The organism is Amycolatopsis decaplanina DSM 44594, from assembly GCF_000342005.1.
Classification (GTDB): domain Bacteria; phylum Actinomycetota; class Actinomycetes; order Mycobacteriales; family Pseudonocardiaceae; genus Amycolatopsis; species Amycolatopsis decaplanina.
In genome coordinates, this window is sequence record NZ_AOHO01000028.1 from 169,069 (window position 1) to 190,088 (window position 21,020).

Below are 21,020 nucleotides of genomic sequence, written 5' to 3' on the forward strand. Positions count from 1 at the left end.
GCGGGGGGTGTGGTTCAGTGGTCGTGCTCGTCGTCGAAGTCCGCGACGCCGCGTTTCCAGTAGCCGGTCACGTCGTGGTCGTCCTTGCCGAGCCCGAGGTCGTTCTTGAGCCAGCGGCGCAGCGGTTTGATCTGTCCGGCTTCCCCTGCGACCCAGGCATAGAGCCGTTGACCGGCGGGGACCTCGATCGTCCGCACCGCGCGGGCGAGGATGTCGGAGGCGCCCGGCGCGACGTCGCCTCGATGCAGCCAGTGCACCTCGACGTCTTCGGGCGGGGACAGCTCGATCTCCTCGCTCGCGTCGGTGACCTCGATGAACGCCCAGCCCGCGGCGGTGCGCGGAAGTTCTTCGAGCCAGCGCGCGATCGCGGGCAACGCGGTGAGGTCACCGGCGAGCAGGTAGCGGTCGTAGGTGTGCGGCACGATCAGCCCGCCGGGCGGTCCCGCGACGTGCACCGGGGTGCCGGGAGCGACCTTCTCGGCCCATCGGGAGCCGAGCCCGCCTTCGTGCAGCGCGACGTCGAGGTCGAGTTCCCCGGAAACCGGGTCGTACCGGCGGACCGTGTACTCGCGCGACGTCGGGGACGGCTTCGGCCAGCGCAGCATGTCGCCGTCCTGGACCGGGAGTCGCGGCTCGGCGTCCAGTTCGGGGAACAGGACTTTCACGTGTTCGTCGGGCGAATGCGCCTCGAAACCCGCCGTTCCCGGCCCGCCGAGGGTGACCCGGAGCAGTCCGGAGCCGACCATCTCGGTGCGCGCGACCTCGGCCTGCCGGATGCGGATCGGATAAGGCACCTTCTCCGCGTGCTGTCCCGCGCGGACTTCGGCGATGCGCTCCAGGTGCCGGTGGCGATGGTCGGCGCGGCTCACGCGGCGCTCCCGGTGAGGACCCGCGTCCAGTGGCCGAGGGTCGGCTGCTCGGCGAGGTCGGCGAACTCCAGGGTGTCGGCACCCTCGGCGCGCCACTGCTCGACCAGGCCCATGATCCGCATCGAGTCGAGGCCGAGGTCGGTGAGATCGGTCTCCGGCTTCAGCTCGGCCGGGTCGCAGCCGAGCAGTTCGGCGACGTCGGCGTGGATCTTTTCGACGGTCAAGCTCATCGCTGTGCTCCGGCGTGGATCGGGGCCAGCGCGGCGAGCGCGGCGGCCGTGGTGGTCAGTGCGCCGCAGCGCTGGGCGACGTACTCGCAGGCCTGGTCGTGGCGTTCGCGGGAGAAGTCCGCGACCGCGTCCCCGACCAGGAACGGCTGGATGTCGCGCATGAACGCCTCGACGGCGGTGGCCTGGCAGCCGATATGCGCGTAGACACCGGTGATCAGCAGCTGATCACGGCCGGCCTCGGCGAGCTGCTCGGTGAACGTGCTGCGCTGGAACGCGCTGTAGCGCCATTTCGTCAGGACCTTGTCCCCTGGTTTCGGGGCCAGCTCGGCCACCACGTCGGCGGCGGCGGGGTCGTCGTCGATGACCGCGCCGATGCCGTCGCCCCAGAACTCGGTGAGCAGGCCTCGGTCCTCGGCGGCCTGGTGACCGGGCTGCGCGGTGTAGAACACCGGGACACCCGTGGCGCGGGCGGCGTCGGCCAGCACGGCGATGTTCGCGACCATCTCCGGGACCGGGGATCCCTCGTACGGCGCGAGGAAGTACCGCTGCGCGTCGTGCACCAGCAGCGCGGCGCGGGCCGGGTCGGGCTTCCAGCCGACCCGCCCGGCGGGCAGCTCGGCCTCCGTCGGCAGGGGGTAGGGCTCGATCTTGGGCAGTGACACGTTCACTTCTCCTTCGCCAGGGCGGCCAGCGCCGCCCGCAGCTCGCGTTTGCTGGTCTTGCCGACGCCGGTCACCGGGAACTCCGGCACCACCTGGACCAGATCGGGCACCTTGAACGCCGCCACCCCGCGTTCGCGGACGAACCGGCGCAGCTCCGCCGCGGCGGGCTCGGCACCGGCAGCGGGGACGACGTAGGCGCAGGTGCGCTCGCCCAGGTAGGGATCCGGCACCGCGACGACGGCCGCGTCGAGGACGCCGGGATGCGCCATCAGATGGTTCTCGACCTCTTCCGCGGCCACCTTCTCGCCGCCGCGGTTGATCTGTTCCTTGGCCCTGCCGACCACTTCCAGATGCCCTGACGGATGCCGCCGCACGAGATCCCCGGTGCGGTAGAAGCCATCCTCGGTGAACGCGGTCTTGTTGTGCTCGGCGGCGCGGTAGTAGCCGCGGATCGTGTACGGGCCCCGGGTCAGCAAAGCACCGATCTCGCCCGGTGCGACGACATCGTCCGAAGTGGACAGTAGGTCGTCCGGGTTCACGACGCGGATCTCGTCGTCCGGCGAGATCGGCCGTCCCTGTGTGGCGAGGACGTACTCTTCCGGGTCGTCGAGCCGCGTGTAGCAGACCAGCCCCTCGGCCATGCCGAACACCTGCTGCAGACGGCAGCCCAGCGCGGGGCCGATCTTCTCGGCCAGCTCACGGGCGCATTTGGCGCCGCCGACCAGCAGGACATCCAAAGAGGACAGATCACGGGTGGTCCGCGCGGCCGCTTGCGCCCACGCGGCGGCCAGCGGTGGCACGAGCCCGGTGATCGTCACGCCCTCGGCCTCGATCAGCCGGAAGGCGGTGTCGGCGTCGGGACGCGGCGCGAACACCGTGGCCGCGCCCGCGTGCAGGGCCCCGAGCAGACCGGGTGAGCTGAGCGGGAAGTTGTGCGCGACCGGCAACGCGGCCAGGTACACGCTTTCCGGGCGCAGGCCACAGATCCGGGCGCTCTCACGGACGCTGTAGAGGTAGTCGTCGTGCGTGCGCGGGATCAGCTTGGGCAGACCGGTGCTGCCGCCGGACAACTGGAGGAACGCGACCCCGGCGGGATCCGGATCCGGCAGGACGCGTGGGGTCGTCGCTTCGAGCGCGGTGAATTCCTCCGTGCCGACGACGAAGACCCTCCGCACCGAAGGAATTCCGGCCGCGACCGCGTTCGCCATGGCCGCGTGGTCGAACCGTTCGTGTTCCCCGACGGTCAGGATCGCCGCCGCCTCGCTCTGTTCGGCGAAGTGCCGCAGTTCGCTGGCCCGGTGCGCGGGCAGCGCGAACACCGGCAGCGCGCCGGCCCGCCACAGTCCGAACACGACGGACGCGAACTCCGGCACGTTCGGCAGTTGCACGACGACCCGGTCACCGGCCTGGATCCCCGCCCCGGCGAATCCGGCGGCGAGCCGGTGCGCTCGTTCGTCGAGTTCGGCGAAGGTCCAGCGGGCGGTCTCACCGATCACGGCGAGACGTTCGGCGTAGGCCTCGGCGAGACTGGCCAGCAGTTCGCCGAAAGTCTGGCCGCGCCAGTATCCCGAAGCCCGGTAACGCGCGGCGGTCCCAGCCGGCCAGGGCACGTGGTCCGGGTTCACGCCGCCCCCTCCAGACCGAGCGCCCGCAGCATGGTGCCGAACTTCGCGCCGGTCTCGGCGAGTTCGGCCTCCGGGTCGGAGCCCGCCACCACTCCCGCGCCGGCGAACAGCCGCACGGTCCGGTCCCGGACCTCGGCACAGCGGATGGTGACGACCCATTCGCCGTCACCGTCCTGATCGGTCCAGCCGACGAGACCCGCGTAATAGCCCCGATCCTCGGGTTCGAGCGCGGCGATCGTGTCGCGGGCGAGTTCGGTCGGGACGCCGCAGACCGCGGGCGTCGGATGCAGTGCTTCGGCCAGCCCGAGCGCGGACGAACCGGCGTCGGTCGCGTCGGCGAGCCGTCCGCTGATCCTGGTGGAGAGATGCCACATCGTGGGCGTGCCGATCACCTCGGGTTCGGCGGGCACGTCGAGATCGACACAGAACCGGCCCAGCACCTCGGCCACCTGAGCGGCGACGTGGGCGTGTTCGGCACGGTCCTTTTCGGACGCGAGCAGATCGCTGACACGACGGGCGTTTTCGGCTTCGTCGGCCACCCGCGGCCGCGACCCGGCCAGCGGATTGGCCGTCACGACCCGGCCGCGACGGGAGACCAGCAGTTCCGGGCTCGCGCCGATCAGGGTGCGCGGCGCGGGATCCCCCGGCGCGCTGACGTCGACGGCGAAGGCGTGGGCCGCCGGGTCGGTGTGGACGAGGCGGGCCAGCAGCCGCGGCACGGCGACGGGGTCGCCGCCGGTGACGTCGAGACAGCGGGCCAGCACGATCTTGCGGAGGTCACCGTCGCGGATCTCGTCCAGCGCCCTGGCGACGGCAGTGGTGTAGACCTCCGGCGCGGGCTGCGGTGACACCGACCAGTTCCCGCCGAGCGGGGCGACCGGACCACGCGCCTTCGGTGGTCCTGCCCGGCGCACCACGGCGGGGACCACCAGACTGCTCGGCGCGTCGGGCCGGAATCCGATCGCGCCGGCCACCACGGGTTCGGTCACTCCCGCCACGAGGGCGGCGTCGAGGACCTCGGCGGCGGCGCGGGCACGCCCGCCCGGCGCCGCGTGGACCGGGGAGTACACCCCGTCGGCGAGCAGCGATCCCCGAACGGACGAGTAGTAGAACGATCCGGGCAGGTACGCCGCCAGCAGATCGGCCGCCTGGTGGACCGGCCTTGGCCGGGCCGGTGCAGGTGAGGACACGACTGGATTCCCTTTCGCGAATACTACTGACCAGGTCGGCACTCTTGTGCTGTCGCAGTGCCTCATGCCGGCGCGGAACGCGACCCCCCGGACGCGCCTGACCCATCTTTTCGGTTAGCCTAACCTAATCATACGGGCCCGAAAAGTCTTCGTTGCGTCATCGAGATCACGCGCGGAGCGTGGCGCCGCCGTCGACGTAGAGGTTCTGCATCGTGATGTGCCGCGCGCGATCGGAGGCCAAAAACAGGACGGCGTCGGCGATATCCGCGGGTTCGGCTATCCGGCCCAGTGGTATGCCGACACGGTATTGCTCCGGATTTCCGGCTATGACACGGTCAGCGCCGTTCTCGTCCGTCCACAGTAGACGTTGCATGTCGGTGTCTGTCGAGCCGGGCGAGACGATGTTGCAGCGGATGCCGGAGCCGGCGAGTTCGAGACCGAGACAGCGGGTCAGCATCGTCGCCGCGGCCTTCGAAGCGGCATAAGCGGCCATCCCGGTCCGCGGGACACCCGCGGCGTTCGACCCGACCGTCACCAGCACACCGCTCCGGCGGGGCAGCATCCGGCGGGAGATCTCGCGGAGCACGGTGAAGACACCGGTGGAGTTGACCGCGAAGGTCGCCGCCCAGTCCTCGTCGCTCGTCTCGCAGACCGACCCCGGCTTCAGCACGCCCGCGACGGACGCCCCGATCCCGATCGGCCCGAGTTCGCGTTCGACCTCGTCGACCACCCGTGCGACGGCCGCGGGATCGCCGACGTCCGCGACGAACGAGGTCACGCCGTCCCGGGGAGCCCCTTCCGCCAGGTCCACCGCCGCCACGATCGCACCCGCTTCGGCGAGCCCGTCCACGACGGCCGCCCCGATCCCGCGCGCGCCTCCGGTGACGAGCGCGACCTTGCCCTCGATCCCCTCCACGCCACAACCACCCTACGTCGCATTCGCTTAGCCTTGCCTAAGCTAGCGGGCGAATCCGGACAAAGCGAGGGACCGACACCGGTGATTCGGGCCACTCTTGACAGGCTGTCCTTGGACTTGGCTAGGTGGTTCTGGCCCGCTGTTTTTGGCGGGTCAGGCGCCTGGCCGTGATAGTGATCATGAGAGGTTGATGAATGCGGCGGAGTGCGGCGGGAGGCGTTCGTAGTCGTGGACGTTGCGGCGGGCTTGGGTGATCCAGGAGAAGGTGCGTTCGACCACCCAGCGTTTGGGGAAGATGACGAAAGCAGCCTCGCGGCGGAGCGGTCCTGGCTGTTGGCGGCGGTGACCAGCACGACCAGCACGACCAGCAGCAGACCCTGACCGACCGGGAATCGATCACCGCCGCGGACGGCGCGGATTCCTGCCCCTGCCGAGAATGATCGTGATGTGGTGTCAAGATCACCAGCAGAGGCCCGGCCCATACCCGTCACCGGCATCAAAGACAGGTTTTATTGAGCCGGAAGTCAAAGGTGTCATGTCAGGGTGGCAAGTCCGTGAAGGGCCCCTTGCGAGTACAGCCTTCACACGGCACCGCCGTGACTGCTGGTGCGCCTGGGGCCGCAGGTGCCGTTCGGGTGTCCGTGAAGGCCTCCTTGCCTACCCTCAAGGTAGGCAAGGAGGCCTTCACGGACACGCCACTCGACACCACACCGTTGCCTTACCCCTCAATACCACTCACGAGAGTCACAATGCCCGCCACACTAATCACCCTTCAGTGGTAAATGCGCTGTTTCGTTGTTGCGTAAAATTACGAACACGCGTTCGATTTGTTCGGGTATTCTGGGGAGGTGTCCGAGACCTTTCTTCCCGAGTTGCCGCAGGAGTTGTGGCGTGCCGGCAAGCTGGAGCTTGCCCATGGCGTGCAGCAGTTCTTGCAGATGATCAGGACGGCCACCGCCGGGTTGGGGCAGTTTCTGGCGGAGATCGAGTCTCGGGGCGTCAAAGACCTGTACGGCTATGGCAGTACGGCTAACTGGTTCGCGGACATGGCGGGATTGTCGCTCGGTGAGGCGCGGCCGGTGGTGAACAGAGCCATTGCCCTGAACCCCACCCGTGCCTTGGACGGCACCGAGGTTCCCGCGGTTGCTCCCGCCACCGCCGCGGTGGCCGCCGAGGGCATGGTCGGGAATGAGCGGATCGACCAGATCCTGGAGATCCTGACGAAGATCCCGGCCGAGACCTCCGCCGAAGACCGCACCAGTGCGGAGAAGATCCTCGCCGACCTCGCCCGCGACGCCGGTCCCCGACAGCTCGCCGAAGCCGAGCAGAACCTGCTCGCCTGGCTGGACCCCGACGGCAACGAACCCAAGGAACCAGAACCCAAGGAACCGCGTCGGGAACTCACCCTGGAACGGCGCAAGGACGGGTTCTGGAGACTGACCGGCTTGCTCGACGACGAGACCGGTGCCCGCACCGCCGCCGCGCTCGAGGCCCACGCCCAGCCACGCCCGGTCGACGAATTCGGCCAAGCCGACCTGCGGATGAAGTGCGAACGCCTGGGGGACGCCTGGACCGAACTGCTCGACCTGGCCATCGCCTGCCCCGACCAGCCCGGAACGAGTGGCTACCGCACGTTGGTGCATGTCACGATCGGGCTGGAGGAGTTGAAGTCCGGCCTCGGCACCGCGTGTCTCGACTTCGTCGGGACGATGACCGCTCGGGAAGCTCGGCTCGCGGCATGCGACTGCCTGATGTTGCCGGTCGTGATGAGCGCCGCGGGTGAGCCGCTGGACGTGGGGCGGCTGCGACGGTTCGTCACGCCCGGCCAGAGACGGGCACTCAACATCCGCGACGGCGGCTGCGCCTTCCCCGGCTGCCATCGGAAACCCAAGCACTGCCACGCCCATCACATTGAGCACTGGATAGACGGAGGTCCGACGGATCTTCGGAACCTGGTGCTGCTCTGCGGCTTCCATCACCGGTTGATCCATCACGGCGACTGGCAAGTCCGCATGGCCACCGACGGGCTACCGGAATTTATCCCACCTCAGTACCGGGATCCGCTCCGAAAACCCCGCCGCAACACCCTCCACCACATCTGACCCCCGAGGAGCCCGCCAGCCACAGGCGGGTTCTCGGGGTCTTCGCCATGCCCGGACCTCAGAGCCTGTCTTTGAACCTGGTCAGGCGGTCCTGGCCCGCTGTTTTTGGCAGGTCAGGCGCCTGGCCCTCGTAGTGATCCTGGAGAGGTTGATGAACGCGGCGGAGCGGTCGGGAAGGCGGTCGCAGTCGCGGACGATGCGGCAGGCTTGGGTGACCCAGGAGAAGATGCGTTCGACGCCCCAGCGTCTGGAGAAGACGACGAAAGCAGCCTCGCGGCGGAGCGGTCCTGGCTGCTGGCGGCGGTGACCAGCACGACCAGCACGACCAGCAGCAGACCCTGACCGACTGGGAATCGATCACCGCCGCGCTCGGCGCCGAATTCCGTCCCGCTCGTGACCGGCTCTCCTCGCCCAGCCGGTCACGGACCTTGCCGAACACCCCGGCTTCGCTCCAACGGCGAAAAACCCATGCACCGTCTACCACGGCGGGAAGCCCCTCTGTAGCGCCCACCATGCGATGCCATTATCGGTGACCTACCGCAGCGCGTCCATGATCGCGCGACGCGGATGTTCTCCGGCCGGCCACCCACCGCGGTCCCGCACGCGGGCCGGGGCAGCAACGGCCCCAGCAACACCCACTCGGCATCAGTGGCCTCCGAGGGATAACGACAACCCCCTGACGTGGACTGACCGGCGACAAGGCACAAAGAAGACCGGGCCTCTGATCGTGATCATGATGTGGTGTCTCAATCACCAGCAGAGGCCCGTACACCGCCGGGATCAAAGACAGGCTCTAACCGGGCAAGGGGCACGAAAGCGGGCCACGTACGCTTCCTTCGCCCCGCAACGTGATCTGCGCGCTCCCGCCCAGGGAGTCCCTGACGGTGCACACGATCTGGTCGACGGCCCTCGCCGACAACCCGGCGACGCCGATCGACAGGGTCACCGTGACCCCGTTGGGCGCGGGCGTCTGGTCCAGCACAGCGGTGCCGGACGGGACTTCGGTGGTGTAGCGCCGTTCCCGTTCGCTCTCGTCCGGTCCGGCGGCGAGCAGGTCGACAGGGCTCGCCGGGGGCAGCTCGTCGGCCAGCGGGCGCAACACCCGGACCGGCTGCCCGCCGGACAGGAAGTAGAGCACCGCACCGTTGGCGGGCCCCGCCGGCGCGGGCGCGCCGGAGATCACGGCACTGGGCCGGACACCGCAGCCCGCGACCACCGAAACGAGCAGGAGCGGCAAAAGCCAGTTCTTCCTCATGCCGTCGCTCCCTGCCGAGGCAGGCGCAACGTGAACACCGCGCCGCCGTCGATGCCATTGGCCGCGCTCAAGGTGCCGCCGTGCAGACGGGCGTTCTCCCAGGCGATCGCGAGACCGAGTCCGCTGCCGCCGGACCTCGCCCTCGCCGAATCCGCCTTGTAGAACCGGTCGAACACGTGCGGCAGCACCTCCGGCGCAAGCCCGGGACCACGATCCGAGACCTCCAGGATGATCCACTCCCCCGCTTCGGAAAGACGCAACGAAACCGGCTTTTCCCCGTGCCGCAAGGCGTTTCCGACCAGATTCGCCACGATGACGTCCACCCGCCGCGGATCCAGCCCGGCGAAGATCCCGGAAGGCAACTCCCCCTCCACCTCGCCCGTCCAGCCTCGGATGCGCAGGCTCGCCGTGACCACCTCGGCGACTTCGACTTCTTCCAGCGCGAGAGCGGCGGCCCCGGCGTCGAAGCGGGAGACCTCGATGAGGTCGTTCACCAGCCGCGTGAGATTGTGCGTCTCCTCGATACTCATCTTCGCCGCGCGACCGGCGTCCCCGGGCAGATTCGCAGCCTCCTGCTCCAGGACGTCCGCGACCGCGGTCATCGCGGCCAGCGGGGTGCGCAGTTCGTGGGAGACGTCGGCGACGAAGCGCCGCGCGTCGGATTCCATCCGTTCCAGTTCACCGACGTGCCGTTCAAGCGCTTCGGCCGTCTCGTTGAATGTCCGCGCCACCCCGGCCAGTTCGTCCGAGCCGCGGACGCTGATCCGGGCCCGCAGATCACCCTTCCCCAGCCGCCGCGCCGCGTCGCCCAGTTCACGCACCGGCCGAAGGACCCCGCGGGCGGCCAGCAACGCCAGCCCGATGGCGAAAACGAGGGCCACCCCGCCGATCAGCCAGGCCCGGGTGGCGAGTTCGTCGATGCTCTTCGCCTCCGGGGCCATACTTCGCGCGATGTATGCCTCGATTCCCGAATCCCGTTGCTGCCCACCGGGAAGCAGCACGGTGAACCTGGTGCCCACCACCAGCGTCGGCGTGCCGTCGGCCTCGACCCGTTGCCACGCGACGTTCCCCGACCGGACCCGTTCGCGAAGCTCCGGCGAGATCAGTGCCCGCATCTGCTGGTTCCCGCTCGCCCTGTCCGCGTACAGGACCAGGGAACTCAGCTCGCGGTCGGACAATTCGCCGCTGATCCGGCTCAGCGTCCCGTCACCTGGCGGCAACGGGCCGAGCGGGTACAACGCCGTGGCCTTGTCGACCAGGACGCGGGCCGTGGCGTCCTGTGCCTGCTGGAGGATCACGGTGCGGGACTGGACGTAGGCACCGCCCGCGACCGTCGCCGCGGTGATCACGACCAGCAGGCTGAACGCCAGGAGCAGCCGGGTGCGCAGGCCGCCAAGCTTCACAGCGGCCCGAACCGGTAGCCGAACCCGCGGACCGTCTGCACGTACACCGGCGCGGACGAGTCGTCTTCGATCTTCGCGCGAAGCCGTTGCACACAGGCGTCGACGACGCGGGAGTCACCGAAGTAACCGTGCTCCCACACACTCTCCAGCAGGTACTGGCGGCTGAGCACGCGGCCCGGTACCTGAGTGAGTTCGAGCAGCAGCCGCAGTTCGGTCGGGGCGAGCGCGACGGGCTTGCCGCCCTTCGTCACCGTCAGCGCGGCCCGGTCGATGCCGAGATCGCCGTGGCGCTCGATCTCCGTCTGCGCGGGCACCGCGGGCGCCGGTTGCCCGGTGCGGCGCAGCACCGCGCGGATCCGGGCCTCCAGCACCTGTGCCCTGGCGGGTTTGACCACGTAGTCGTCCGCGCCGGCGGCGAGCCCGGCCACCACGTCGATGTCCTCGTTGCGCGCGGTGAGCATGATGATCGGCAGATCCCCCGCCGCGCGGATCCGGCGGCAGACCTCGAAACCGTCCAGTCCGGGCAGCATCAGGTCCAGCACGACGATGTCCGGCGGTCGTGACGCGAGCCGGGCGAGGCCTTCCTCGCCGGTCGCCACCGCGTCGACCGCGTGGCCGCGGCCGCCGAGCGCCATGCTGAGCCCGTCACGCACGGCTTGGTCGTCCTCGATGAGCAGCACCTTGGGCATGCCGACGACTATCGCAGCGCCGGACGGAATCCGCTCGTCCATGACACGCCATCGTGCCCGTCCCGTTTCCGCGGAACGTCCACGGAATGTCTTCGTTCCGTCACGGCGTGATCCGTGCGGAACGGTGACATTTTCGTCGGCGTCCGCGCACGTCGCCGCGATCGGGTTCGGACAGGCGACGGCGACCGTTGACGGCATGAAAGAACTCGTGCTCGCGGCGATCACCCGCGTCCTCGCGGTACTGCTGCTGATCCCGGCGTGGCTGCGGTCCCCCGGCCAGGCCCGCCGGCTCGCCTGCGGATGGGCGCTGTCGCTGCGGTTCCCCGCCGAGAACCTCGCCGGGCTCACCGCCGGAACACTCGCCGCGTTCACCGCGGCCAGGACCGAGGCGTTCTGGCGGCACCGCACGCTCCTCGGCGTCACCTCGGGACATCGGGACGCCGCCGAGCAGCATCGGCTGTACCTCGCCGAGGCCAGGCTAGGCGGGAAGCGCGTTCTGCCGCCGCAGGATTCCGCGCACGTCGGGGGTACGGCGCTGGACATCCGGCCGCGGGAGGGTGCTCAGTGGTTGGAGGATCACGGCGCACGGTTCGCGCTCTACCGGATCTACGACAACGAATGGTGGCACTTCGAGTACCGGCCCGGGGAGGCTCCGCCCGCGCGACTGCCGCATCCCGGCTGGCGGATGACACACTCGCGTACCAGCGATTGACCGGACCGTCCACGAAGGAGCAGCAGCCCCATGTCGCCCGTGCCCGCCGAAACCACGACCGCGAGCGCCCGGCAGCGATCAGCACGCGCCGCCACCGAGGTACTCGCCCCCTGGGTCTGGGTGCTGCTGCTCCCGCTCGCCGTCGCCTGGCGAGCCACCGGCCACCACCTCGGCGAAACGCTGTTGTGGGGCCTGATCACCGGGATCTTCGGCTCGATCCTGCCCATGGCGGTCATCGTCCGGGGTGCCAGGAAGGGCCAGTGGGACAGCCACCATGTCACCGACCGCGCGGGACGCGTGATCCCGTTCGCCGCCTGCATCGGCTTCCTCGCCATCGGCTTCGCCATCCTCATCGTCGGCGACGCACCTCGCGAGCTGATCGCCCTCGCCGCCGCCGAACTCATCTCCCTGATCGTCGCGGTGGCCATCACCTTCGGGCTCAAGTTCAAGGTGAGCATGCACGCCGCCGTCGCCGCCGGAGCCGTCGCCATCCTGGTCCAGGTCTACGATCCGTGGTTCGCCCTTCTTCTCCTGGGTGTGGCCTGGGTCTGCTGGTCCCGCGTCGAACTCAAGGACCACACCACCGCCGAAGTCTCGGTCGGCACCCTCGTCGGCCTCTTCGTCGGTGGTGGCGCCTACGCAGCCCTGGCTGCTGCCTTCGTGTAGACGCCCTCACGACACGACAGGACCCTCCACCGTCACCCGCGGCGCCAGCGCCGCCAGGAAGTCGGCCGCGTCGAAGACCGCACCGGCCGAGACGACCCCGGTCGCCTTGGTCCGCCCGTCGAGCACGCGCTGGACGGCCTCCACCACTAGAGGCGCCGTGATCGCGTAGATGTCCTGCCCCTGGGCGACGATCCGCCGTTGTCCGCCACCGGACCGCACGACGACGTCGACCATGAACTCCTGCGCGGACGGGCCGTCGGCCGGAGGCGCGGGCGTCTCGGGGGTCACCACCTCGCGGGCCGCGTTCACGGTCATGTACGTGGTCACTTCGGGGATGTCGAGGTGGCTCGGGACGGTGACGACGTCGGCCATCGTGAACTCGCCGAGCACGGCGCGGGTCCCGAGCGGCGCGGGGAAATCCCAGTCCAGGGCGGGCAGCACGTCGTCGCGGTGTTCGATGCGGCCGCCGGAGAACCGGATCCGCTTGCCGTCGCGCCGTTCCCGCGACACCTTGCCCGCCGCGCGGGTCCCTTCGGTCGGATGCCAGCTGCTCAGCCCGTATGCGACGTGCGCTTCGTCGGCGGACGTCCAGTCGCCCATCGCGGCGGTGACCATCAGATCGCCGAGGCCGCCGAAGAACGCCATCGCCGGGATCACCGTCGCTCCCGTGGCACGGTCACCGAACTGTGCGAAGGTGTCGAGGTTCGCTTCGAGCTCGGCGGCAACGTCCAGATACGGGACACCCGCCCGGAGCGCCGCCTCGATCACCGGGGCGGCGGTGTCGGCGAACGGGCCGGCGGCGTTGATCACCGCGTCCGCGCCCGCGAACGCGCGGTCCAGCGATGCCGGGTCGTCGACGGACGCCTGCCGGATGTCGAGATCGGGCCAAGGCAGGCCGCGCAGTTTGGCCTCGTCGCGTCCCACGGCCAGCACACCGAGTCCGCGCTCGCGCAACTCCGCCACCACGAACCGCCCAGTGTGCCCGTAGGCCCCGAACACCGCGACGTCGTACGTACCCATGATTTCTCCTGCCCTCGGTTGATCCACTGTGGACCATCCTGTCGGCGGATCCCGCTGATCGACAGTGTCCGGAACGCCATCATGCGTACACTTTCGGACATGAGTACGGTCGCCCTCGCCGCCACGGACGGGATGCTGCAGTTCGAGCTGTCCATCGCCCACGAGGTCTTCGGCACGGGCCTGCCTGGCTTCCCCGGCTCCTGGTACGAATTCGGGGTCTACGGGGCGAAGCCGGTGAAAGTCGGGCGCTTCCTGCTCGAACCGGATCACGGGCTCGAACGCCTCAAGCGCGCCGACACCGTCATCGTCCCCGGCTGGGCCGACATCGACGTCGATCCGCCCGCGGACCTGGTCGAGGCCGTGCGCGCCGCCCACGAAGCGGGCGCGCGGGTGGCGTCCCTGTGCACGGGCGCGTTCGTGCTGGCGGCCGCCGGCCTGCTCGACGGCCGACGCGCGACGACACACTGGGCGCACACCGATGTCCTCGCCGCCCGGTATCCCTCGGTGGAGGTCGATCCGGACGTCCTCTACGTCGACAACGGCAGCGTCCTCACCTCGGCGGGCAAGGCCGCCGCGATGGACCTGTGCCTGCATCTGGTCCGTTCCGACCACGGTTCGGCGGTCGCGAACACCGTCGCCCGCCGCCTGGTCGTCCCGCCGCACCGCGCCGGCGGGCAAGCCCAGTTCGTCACGGCCCCGGTGCCCGAACAGGACGACCACCCGCTCGGCGGCCTGCTCCCCTGGGTCACCGAACGGCTCGACCGGCCGCTGACCGTCGAGGACCTCGCCAGGCAGGCGAACATGAGTTCACGCAACCTGGCGCGGCACTTCCGGGCGGCGACGGGGACGACCCCGCTGCGCTGGCTGCTGATCCAGCGCATCCGCCGCGCGCAGGAACTACTGGAGCGGACCGACGACAGCGTCGACCTGATCGCGGAGGCCACCGGGATGGGCACCGCCGCCACCCTGCGGCGGCATTTCAACCGGACGGTCGGGGTGCCGCCGGACAGCTACCGCCGCACCTTCCGCACGGCTAAGGGAGCCGCGCCGTGATCAGGTCCGCGACGGCCGCCACTTTGCCTTGACCTCACTGCGACAGGACCTTGCCCAGCCGCCGCAATCCTTCGGCGATCGTCCCCGGTCCGTGCGCGGCGAACGAAAGTCGCAACGCCGACCGGTCCGGCTCCCCCACCTGGAACGCCGAACCGGGCACGAACGCGACATCGTGGCGCAACGCCTCGGGAAGCAGCCGGTCCGTGTCCGCGCCGCTGGGAAGGATGACCCAGACGAACATCCCGCCGTCCGGATCGGTCCACGTCGTCCCGGACGGGGTGATCGCGGGCAGTTCGGCCATCATCGCGTCACGGCGCACGCGGTAGGTCGCGCACAGCTTCCGCACGTGCGCGTCGAGATCGGCGGCGGCCAGGTACTCGGCCGCGGCCGCCTGATCGACGGTCGAAGTGTGCAGATCGGTCGCCTGCTTGAGAATCGCGACGCGGCGCAGGAGCTCCCTCGGCGCACGGAACCAGCCCAGCCGCATCCCCGGGGAGATCACCTTCGAGAAGGTGCCGAGGTAGATCGTGCGCTCGGCGAGTTCCGGGCGGGCCGACAGCGGTTCCTCGCGTTCACCGCGATAGCGCAGTTCGTGGTACGGGTCGTCCTCGACGAGCCAGAAACCGTGGCGGGCGATCACTTCCGCGAGCGCGCGACGCCGCTCCGGGCTGATCGTGCGCCCGGAGGGATTCGAGAACGTCGGGACGAGGTACAGCAACGCGGGCCGTTCCCTGGCCGCGATCTCGTCCAGCGCGGCCGGGTCGATCCCTTCCGCGTCCCCGGGAACGGGCACGATGCGCGCCTCGGCGAGCTGGAAGCATTGCAGCGCCGACAGGTACACCGGCTCTTCCACCAGCACGGTGGCACCGGGATCGAGTAACGCGGTGCTGAGCAGTTGCAGGCCCTGCTGCGAACCCGTGGTGATCAGGAGATCGTCCACAGTGGTCGGAAGCCCGCGACCGGACAGCCGCTGCGCGAGCAGTTCACGCAGCCTCAGATTCCCTTCGGTGGGCGAATACTGCAGGGCACGCTGGGCGGGCCCGTCGGCGAGTGCCCGGTCGAAGGCGGCACGGAGGCCGTCCACATCGAACAGTTCCGGCGCGGGTATTCCACCGGCGAAGGAGATCACGCCCGGACGGGCGGTGAGCGCGAGCAGGTCACGCACGGGAGAACTGGTGACGCCGTCCATACGACGGGCGAGGGGAAGAGACATGAAGGCTCCTCGGGAGAAATGTGCGGCTCAGTGCAGCCACCCGGGGATCCGCCCGTATGAGCAAGCAACCACCGGCAGGATATCAGCCCTGGGCTGCCCTAGGCTCGTACTCGTGCCTCTCGTGGAAATCACCTACGCGCCCCATCTTCCCGAAGCCAAGCTCCGCGAACGCTCCCCCAAGACGTGCCGCCGGACGAACGGACTCCGGAACTTGCCGTCCGGGTCCAGTTCTGCGGCCAGTGCCCGGAAATCGGCCAGCCTCGGGTAGTCCGCCGCACGGTGGAAGAGCTTCCCCCAATGCGGCCGGACGTCGAACGGCGCCAGCCGTTCTTCCATGACGGGCAGCAGCGCGCGGACCGCGTCCTCGTCCGGCAGCCAGGTGAAGTGCAGTGCCACCCGGTCGCCGCCCTGGAACGGGCTGAGCCACAGGTCGTCCCCCGCGACCGTGCGGATCTCCGAGGTGAGCAGGACGGGTGCCAGCCGGTCCCCCATGCCGCGCAACGCCTCCATCGCCGCGACGGCGTGCCGGACGGGCACGAAGTACTCGGTCTGGAGTTCGTTCCCGATGCTGGGCGTGAAGTCCAGGCGGAAATGCGGGATCCGTTCGTGCCACGGTCCCGTGACCCCGAGCTGCCGCGTGCAGTTGTCCGCCGGGATGCCCGCCGCGTGGGCCGGATGGCGTGGCCCGTCCGCCGCCTTCGCGCCGAAGAAGTCCGCGCCCGGCCGCCCCGATCCCTTGACCCAGACCTGGTCGACTTCGTCGCGGGCCCAGTTCGTGAACAGGCTGACACTGTAACCCGCGTCCTGGATCTCGTCGAAGTGCTCGTACACCGACTCCCAGGGCAAGCCGTCGAAGACGTCCTGGCGGAGGTCGAAGGACGGCACCAGGTCGAGGGTCAGCCGGGTCACCACTCCCAGCGCGCCCAGGCCGACGACCACACCGTCGTGCCGGGAGTACGTCTTCACCTCGCCGTCGGCGGTCACCAGCTCCAAACCGGACACCGCCGACGCCAGACTCTGGTTGCGCCGCCCGGAACCGTGGGTCGCCGTCGCGACGGTGCCCGCCACCGTGCAATGAGGCAGCGAAGCGAGGTTGGCCAGCGCGAACCCGGCCGCGTGCACCTGGACGGCGATGTCGCCGTAGCGCGCCGCCGCCGGCACCGTGATCGTCGCGGACTCCGCGTCGAGGACGGTCTCCACGTCGAGCGCGGACAGGTCGAGCAGGACACCACCCGGACAGTCCGCGATGTCGTTGAAGCAATGTCCGCTGCCGAGCGCCTTGACCGCGGTCGCTCGGGCGACGGTGTCCTGGATCTGGCCGATCGTGCGCGGGCGGAGGATCCGTTCCGCGGTGAAGGTCCTATTTCCCGCCCAGTTCGTCTCGCGCACCAGGCCCAGCCTAGATTGCCGAGGTCGGCTTCACACGGAGGAGGGTTCGCACTGACAGGCATTCCCGGCGAGATGGTGTCCATCGCGCTCTTGCTGGTCGTCCTGGCCTTCGCGGTGATCCGGCCACGCGGCCTCCCGGAGGCGGTCGCCGCCGTCCCCGCCGCCGGGATCGTCCTGGCGGCCGGGGCGATCTCGTTCCCGGACGCCCTCGACGAGGTGACCAGGCTCGCCCCGGTCGTCGGCTTCCTCGCCGCGGTGCTCGTCCTGGCCAAATTGTGCGACGACGAAGGGCTGTTCCAAGCGGCGGGAACGCTCATGGCGCGGTTCAGCCGGGGAAGGCCGCGACGACTGCTGCCCGCGGTGTTCGCGGTCGCCGCGGCCGTCACCGTGGTGCTCAGCCTCGACGCCACCGTCGTGCTGCTGACCCCGGTCGTGTTCGCCACCGCCGCGCGGATGGGCGCGCGGGCCAAACCGCACGCCTACGCCTGCACGCATCTGGCGAACTCGGCGTCGTTGCTGCTTCCGGTGTCCAATCTGACCAATCTGCTCGCCGTCGCCGCGACCGGGATCTCGTTCCTGCGGTTCACCGCGCTGATGACCTTGCCCTGGCTCGCGGCGGTGCTCACCGAATACCTGGTGTTCCGCCGGTTCTTCGCCGCCGACCTGGCGGCCCGGCCGCGTGGCGGCAAAACGGTCCCGGCCGGGAAGGTCCCGGCGTTCGTCCTGGTCGTGCTCGGCCTGACGCTGGCCGGGTTCGTGATCACCTCGCTGCTGGACGTCAGTCCCGCGTGGGCCGCGTTCGCCGGTGCCGCCGTCCTGGCCTGCCGCGCCCTCGCCCAGCGGCGGACCTCACCCGCCGCGATCGTTCGGTCGGCGAGCATCCCCTTCCTGGCTTTCGTGCTCGCGCTGGCGATCGTGGTCCGGGCCGTCGTCGACAATGGACTGGACGAGGCGCTCAGCCACCTGGTCCCGACCTCCACCTCGTTCCCCGCCCTGCTCGGCGCCGCCGCGGTGGCGGCCGTACTCGCCAACCTGATCAACAACCTGCCCGCGGTGCTCGTGCTGCTGCCGCTCGCCACCGCGGGCGGGACCCCGGTGGTGCTGGCCGTGCTGATCGGGGTCAACCTCGGGCCGAACCTCACCTACGTCGGCTCGCTGGCCACGCTGCTGTGGCGGCGGATCCTGCACCGGCACGACACCCGGCCCGACCTGGGCGAGTTCACGCGGCTGGGGTTGCTCACCGTTCCGGCGTCCATCGTGCTCGCCGTCGCCGGCTTGTGGCTCGGGCTCACCCTGATGCCCTGATTTCACTCAGTGAGAAGATGGACGAATGCCGGGGAACTTGTCGACGCCGGGCGCCAGCGTCACGTCGCGGGCGTTCGCGCTGCTCGGCGCCTTCGACGTCGACCATCGTGAGCTGTCGCTGACCGAACTCGGGGACCGCGCCGGCCTGCCCCTGCCCACCGCGCACCGGCTCGCCCGCGAACTCGTGGGCCTGGGCGCGCTGGAGCGACGCGAGGACCGGTACGCCGTCGGCAGACGACTGTGGGACCTCGGGCTGCTCGCGCCCGTCCAGTTCGAACTACGGCAGGTCGCCGCTCCCTTCCTCCAGGATCTCTACGGCGCGACCGGCGCCACCGTGCATCTCGGCGAGCGGGACGGCGAGCAGGTGCTCTACCTCGACCGGCTCTCCGGAAACGCGTCCGTGCCGGTGGTCAGCCGGATCGGCGGACGGCTGCCGCTGCACGCCACGGGGATCGGGAAGGTCCTCCTGGCCTGGGCTCCGGAGGACGTCCAGCGGCAGGTACTCGCCTCGCTGACCCGCGTCACGCCGTACACCATCACGCAGCCCGGACGACTCCGTGAACAGTTGCGGCGCGTTCGCCGTGAGGGCTATGCGCAGACCGTCGAGGAGATGAGCCGAGGCGCCTGCTCGGTCGCCGTCCCGATCCGGCCGTCCTCCGGTGGTGACGTCGTCGCGGCGCTCGGCCTGGTCGTCCCGGATCTGAGCCGAGGGCGGGCGCGGCTGGTCTCCGCGCTCCAGGTCGCGGCCGCCGGAATCGGCCGAAGCATGCGGGTTTCACTGAGTGGAAGCGAACGCTAGAAGTTCGCCCGCGACGCGGCCAGACTCCGGTCATGCGAACCCCAGTCGCCATCGTCGGCGCCGGCCCGGCCGGACTGCTCCTGTCGCATCTACTCGATCTGGCAGGGGTCGAATCGGTCATCGTGGAGACCCGCTCGCGCGAGTACGTCGAGGCGCGGATCCGGGCAGGCATCCTCGAACAGTCCACAGTGGATCTCCTGCGCGAGACAGGTCTCGGCGACCGGCTCGACCGCGAGGGCGACGAGCACCGCGGCATCTACCTGCAGTGGCCGGAGGAAAGGCACCATCTCGACTTCGTGGACCTGGTCGGGCGAAGCGTCACCGTGTACGGCCAGACCGAGGTGACGAAGGACCTCGGCAAGGCGCGTGCGGCGGCCGGGCAGCAGATCCACTACGAGGTCACGGACACCTCCGTGCACGACATCGAGACCGACCGGCCCTACGTCACCTTCACCGACGCGGACGGCACACAGCAGAGGCTGGACGCCGACGTCGTCGTCGGCTGCGACGGCTCCTTCGGGCCTTGCCGCACCGCGATCCCCGACGCCGCGAAGCAGTCTTGGGAGCGCACCTACCCGTACTCGTGGCTCGGCGTCCTCGCCGACGTCGCCCCATCGACCGACGAGCTCATCTACGCCTGGCATCCCGACGGTTTCGCCATGCATTCGATGCGTTCGGCCACCGTCAGCCGGCTGTATCTGCAGGTGCCCAACGGAACCGACATCGGCACCTGGTCCGACGAGCGGATCTGGGAGGCGCTCGCGACCCGGCTCGGCCACGGCCAGGACGGCTGGACACTCACGCCAGGACCGATCACCGACAAGAGCGTGCTGCCCATGCGCAGTTTCGTGCAGCAGCCCATGCGGCACGGCCGCCTGTTCCTCGCCGGAGACGCCGCCCATATCGTGCCTCCCACCGGCGCCAAGGGACTCAACCTCGCCGTCGCGGACGTCGCCCTCCTCGCCCCGGCGTTGGCCGCTTTGTTGCGGGACAAAGACTCCGCACTCGCCGACGCCTACTCCGACACCGCGCTACGGCGTGTCTGGAGGTGTACGCATTTCTCCTGGTGGATGACGACGATGCTGCACCGATCGGACGATCCGTTCGACCGGCAGTTGCAGCTCTCGCAGCTGCACTGGCTGGCACGGAGCGAGGCGGGCAGGGCGGGACTCGCGGAGAACTACGCGGGACTGCCCATCGGCTTCTGATTCGGACTTCGCGGGTTCCTGGCCGGCCGCGCTCACCGCGCGCGAGACGCACGACGTCCCGACCGAGGATCTCGGGGCGGCCGGTCAGAACCCCGGCCAGCCACGCCGCAGGAAGACGAACGCGGCGTCCAGCGCCGCGGCCGGATCCGGCTCGGCCCCGGCCAGGTCCGGGACCTCCAGGACGTAGCGGGCCAGCAGCCGCACGGAGAAATCGTCCTGACCCGACTCCTCGGCGATGACCTTCGTGAGCGCGTCCTCGCACCCCGTCCACAGTGTCCTGGCGTAGGCGCGCAGCGCCGGGGTGCCGACCACCAGCTCCGCGACACGGCGCGACAACGGATCGGGATCCGGATCGAACGGGCCGCGAGTCGCGAGGAAGTCGCGCAACGCCTGCAGGATCGAGGTGCCCTCGGCGCGGTCACACACCGCGGCGGCCAGTGCCGCTTCGCGTTCGTGACCGTGGCCGAGGATCAGTGCCTCTTTGCCGCCCGGGAAGTGCGCGAACAGCGTGGACACCGCCGTGTCCGCGGCGTCCGCGATCTCCGCGACGGTGACGTTGTCGAAGCCCCGTTCCAGGAACAGCTCTCGCGCCGCCCCTGACAGCGCCTGACGTGTCGCCGCCTTCTTGCGTTCACGCCTGCCCGGCTCGGTCCGTCCCATGCGACCACAATACATCGAAGTAACTCCGAATTCGGAATGAGTGTATGTTCGGAG

Annotated in this window: 20 protein-coding genes; 7 read left to right on the plus strand and 13 right to left on the minus strand. The window is 69.9% G+C overall.

Annotated elements, in window-relative coordinates; genetic code table 11:
• Positions 1 to 14: 14 nt before the first annotated feature.
• The 6 genes from H074_RS06135 to dhbA all read right to left on the minus strand — a co-directional run bounded on the left by H074_RS06135 (position 15) and on the right by dhbA (position 5,492).
• Positions 15 to 869, minus strand: a complete 855-nt coding sequence (locus H074_RS06135) for a siderophore-interacting protein (RefSeq protein WP_007029155.1) — start codon at positions 867 to 869, stop codon at positions 15 to 17.
• Positions 866 to 1,099 carry a phosphopantetheine-binding protein gene (locus H074_RS06140; protein WP_007029156.1) on the minus strand — a complete coding sequence of 78 codons (234 nt, stop codon included), beginning with the start codon at positions 1,097 to 1,099 and terminating at the stop codon, positions 866 to 868. The genes H074_RS06135 and H074_RS06140 overlap by 4 nt, the downstream gene beginning before the upstream one ends.
• Positions 1,096 to 1,767, minus strand: coding sequence for an isochorismatase family protein (locus H074_RS06145; RefSeq protein WP_007029157.1), 672 nt, complete (start codon positions 1,765 to 1,767; stop codon positions 1,096 to 1,098). The genes H074_RS06140 and H074_RS06145 overlap by 4 nt, the downstream gene beginning before the upstream one ends.
• Positions 1,764 to 3,386, minus strand: coding sequence for a (2,3-dihydroxybenzoyl)adenylate synthase (locus tag H074_RS06150; RefSeq protein ID WP_007029158.1), 1,623 nt, complete (start codon positions 3,384 to 3,386; stop codon positions 1,764 to 1,766). The genes H074_RS06145 and H074_RS06150 overlap by 4 nt, the downstream gene beginning before the upstream one ends.
• Positions 3,383 to 4,576 carry an isochorismate synthase gene (locus H074_RS06155; protein WP_007029159.1) on the minus strand — a complete coding sequence of 398 codons (1,194 nt, stop codon included), beginning with the start codon at positions 4,574 to 4,576 and terminating at the stop codon, positions 3,383 to 3,385. The genes H074_RS06150 and H074_RS06155 overlap by 4 nt, the downstream gene beginning before the upstream one ends.
• Positions 4,577 to 4,742: 166 nt before the next feature.
• Entirely contained in the window at positions 4,743 to 5,492 is a 750-nt protein-coding gene (gene dhbA, locus H074_RS06160) for a 2,3-dihydro-2,3-dihydroxybenzoate dehydrogenase (RefSeq protein WP_007029160.1), read from the minus strand.
• Positions 5,493 to 6,340: 848 nt separating this feature from the next.
• Between dhbA and H074_RS06165 the strand changes: the two genes are divergently transcribed.
• Positions 6,341 to 7,594, plus strand: coding sequence for an HNH endonuclease signature motif containing protein (locus H074_RS06165; protein ID WP_007029161.1), 1,254 nt, complete (start codon positions 6,341 to 6,343; stop codon positions 7,592 to 7,594).
• A 793-nt stretch (positions 7,595 to 8,387) separates the two neighbouring features.
• Here the strand turns inward: H074_RS06165 and H074_RS06170 are convergent.
• The 3 genes from H074_RS06170 to H074_RS06180 are packed head-to-tail and all read right to left on the minus strand — an operon-like array spanning position 8,388 to position 10,983.
• Positions 8,388 to 8,849, minus strand: coding sequence for a GerMN domain-containing protein (locus H074_RS06170; RefSeq protein ID WP_007029162.1), 462 nt, complete (start codon positions 8,847 to 8,849; stop codon positions 8,388 to 8,390).
• Complete coding sequence (locus tag H074_RS06175) at positions 8,846 to 10,252, minus strand: sensor histidine kinase (RefSeq protein WP_007029163.1); 1,407 nt, start codon at positions 10,250 to 10,252, stop codon at positions 8,846 to 8,848. The genes H074_RS06170 and H074_RS06175 overlap by 4 nt, the downstream gene beginning before the upstream one ends.
• Complete coding sequence (locus H074_RS06180) at positions 10,249 to 10,983, minus strand: response regulator transcription factor (protein WP_039921628.1); 735 nt, start codon at positions 10,981 to 10,983, stop codon at positions 10,249 to 10,251. The genes H074_RS06175 and H074_RS06180 overlap by 4 nt, the downstream gene beginning before the upstream one ends.
• 82 nt (positions 10,984 to 11,065) lie before the next feature.
• On the opposite strand from H074_RS06180, the gene H074_RS06185 reads away from it, so the two are divergent.
• Positions 11,066 to 11,653: a M15 family metallopeptidase gene (locus H074_RS06185; protein ID WP_007029165.1), complete on the plus strand. Its 588-nt coding sequence runs from the start codon at positions 11,066 to 11,068 to the stop codon at positions 11,651 to 11,653.
• A gap of 30 nt (positions 11,654 to 11,683) precedes the next feature.
• Entirely contained in the window at positions 11,684 to 12,319 is a 636-nt protein-coding gene (locus H074_RS06190; protein WP_007029166.1) for a phosphatase PAP2 family protein, read from the plus strand.
• Positions 12,320 to 12,325: 6 nt separating this feature from the next.
• Here H074_RS06190 and H074_RS06195 read toward each other — a convergent pair whose 3' ends face one another.
• Positions 12,326 to 13,339 carry a saccharopine dehydrogenase family protein gene (locus tag H074_RS06195; protein WP_007029167.1) on the minus strand — a complete coding sequence of 338 codons (1,014 nt, stop codon included), beginning with the start codon at positions 13,337 to 13,339 and terminating at the stop codon, positions 12,326 to 12,328.
• Between the two features lie 99 nt (positions 13,340 to 13,438).
• Here H074_RS06195 and H074_RS06200 point away from each other — a divergent pair, with 99 nt between their 5' ends.
• Positions 13,439 to 14,392 (plus strand): helix-turn-helix domain-containing protein, encoded by a 954-nt coding sequence (locus tag H074_RS06200; protein ID WP_051071890.1) that lies wholly within the window; start codon positions 13,439 to 13,441, stop codon positions 14,390 to 14,392.
• A 34-nt stretch (positions 14,393 to 14,426) separates the two neighbouring features.
• Here the strand turns inward: H074_RS06200 and H074_RS06205 are convergent, their stop codons facing one another.
• Positions 14,427 to 15,605, minus strand: a complete 1,179-nt coding sequence (locus H074_RS06205; RefSeq protein WP_051071891.1) for an aminotransferase-like domain-containing protein — start codon at positions 15,603 to 15,605, stop codon at positions 14,427 to 14,429.
• A 132-nt stretch (positions 15,606 to 15,737) separates the two neighbouring features.
• Positions 15,738 to 16,994 (minus strand): FAD-binding protein, encoded by a 1,257-nt coding sequence (locus H074_RS06210; RefSeq protein WP_007029170.1) that lies wholly within the window; start codon positions 16,992 to 16,994, stop codon positions 15,738 to 15,740.
• Between the two features lie 72 nt (positions 16,995 to 17,066).
• Between H074_RS06210 and H074_RS06215 the strand changes: the two genes are divergently transcribed.
• Genes H074_RS06215 through H074_RS06225 form a run of 3 tightly spaced genes read left to right on the plus strand, consistent with a single transcriptional unit; the run spans position 17,067 to position 20,306 of the window.
• Complete coding sequence (locus H074_RS06215) at positions 17,067 to 18,299, plus strand: ArsB/NhaD family transporter (RefSeq protein ID WP_007029171.1); 1,233 nt, start codon at positions 17,067 to 17,069, stop codon at positions 18,297 to 18,299.
• 25 nt (positions 18,300 to 18,324) lie between these two features.
• Complete coding sequence (locus H074_RS06220; RefSeq protein WP_007029172.1) at positions 18,325 to 19,098, plus strand: IclR family transcriptional regulator; 774 nt, start codon at positions 18,325 to 18,327, stop codon at positions 19,096 to 19,098.
• Positions 19,099 to 19,130: 32 nt separating this feature from the next.
• Positions 19,131 to 20,306 (plus strand): 4-hydroxybenzoate 3-monooxygenase, encoded by a 1,176-nt coding sequence (locus H074_RS06225; RefSeq protein WP_007029173.1) that lies wholly within the window; start codon positions 19,131 to 19,133, stop codon positions 20,304 to 20,306.
• 84 nt (positions 20,307 to 20,390) lie between these two features.
• On the opposite strand, the gene H074_RS06230 is transcribed toward H074_RS06225, so the two are convergent.
• Positions 20,391 to 20,966: a TetR/AcrR family transcriptional regulator gene (locus H074_RS06230; RefSeq protein ID WP_007029174.1), complete on the minus strand. Its 576-nt coding sequence runs from the start codon at positions 20,964 to 20,966 to the stop codon at positions 20,391 to 20,393.
• Positions 20,967 to 21,020 lie beyond the last annotated feature (54 nt).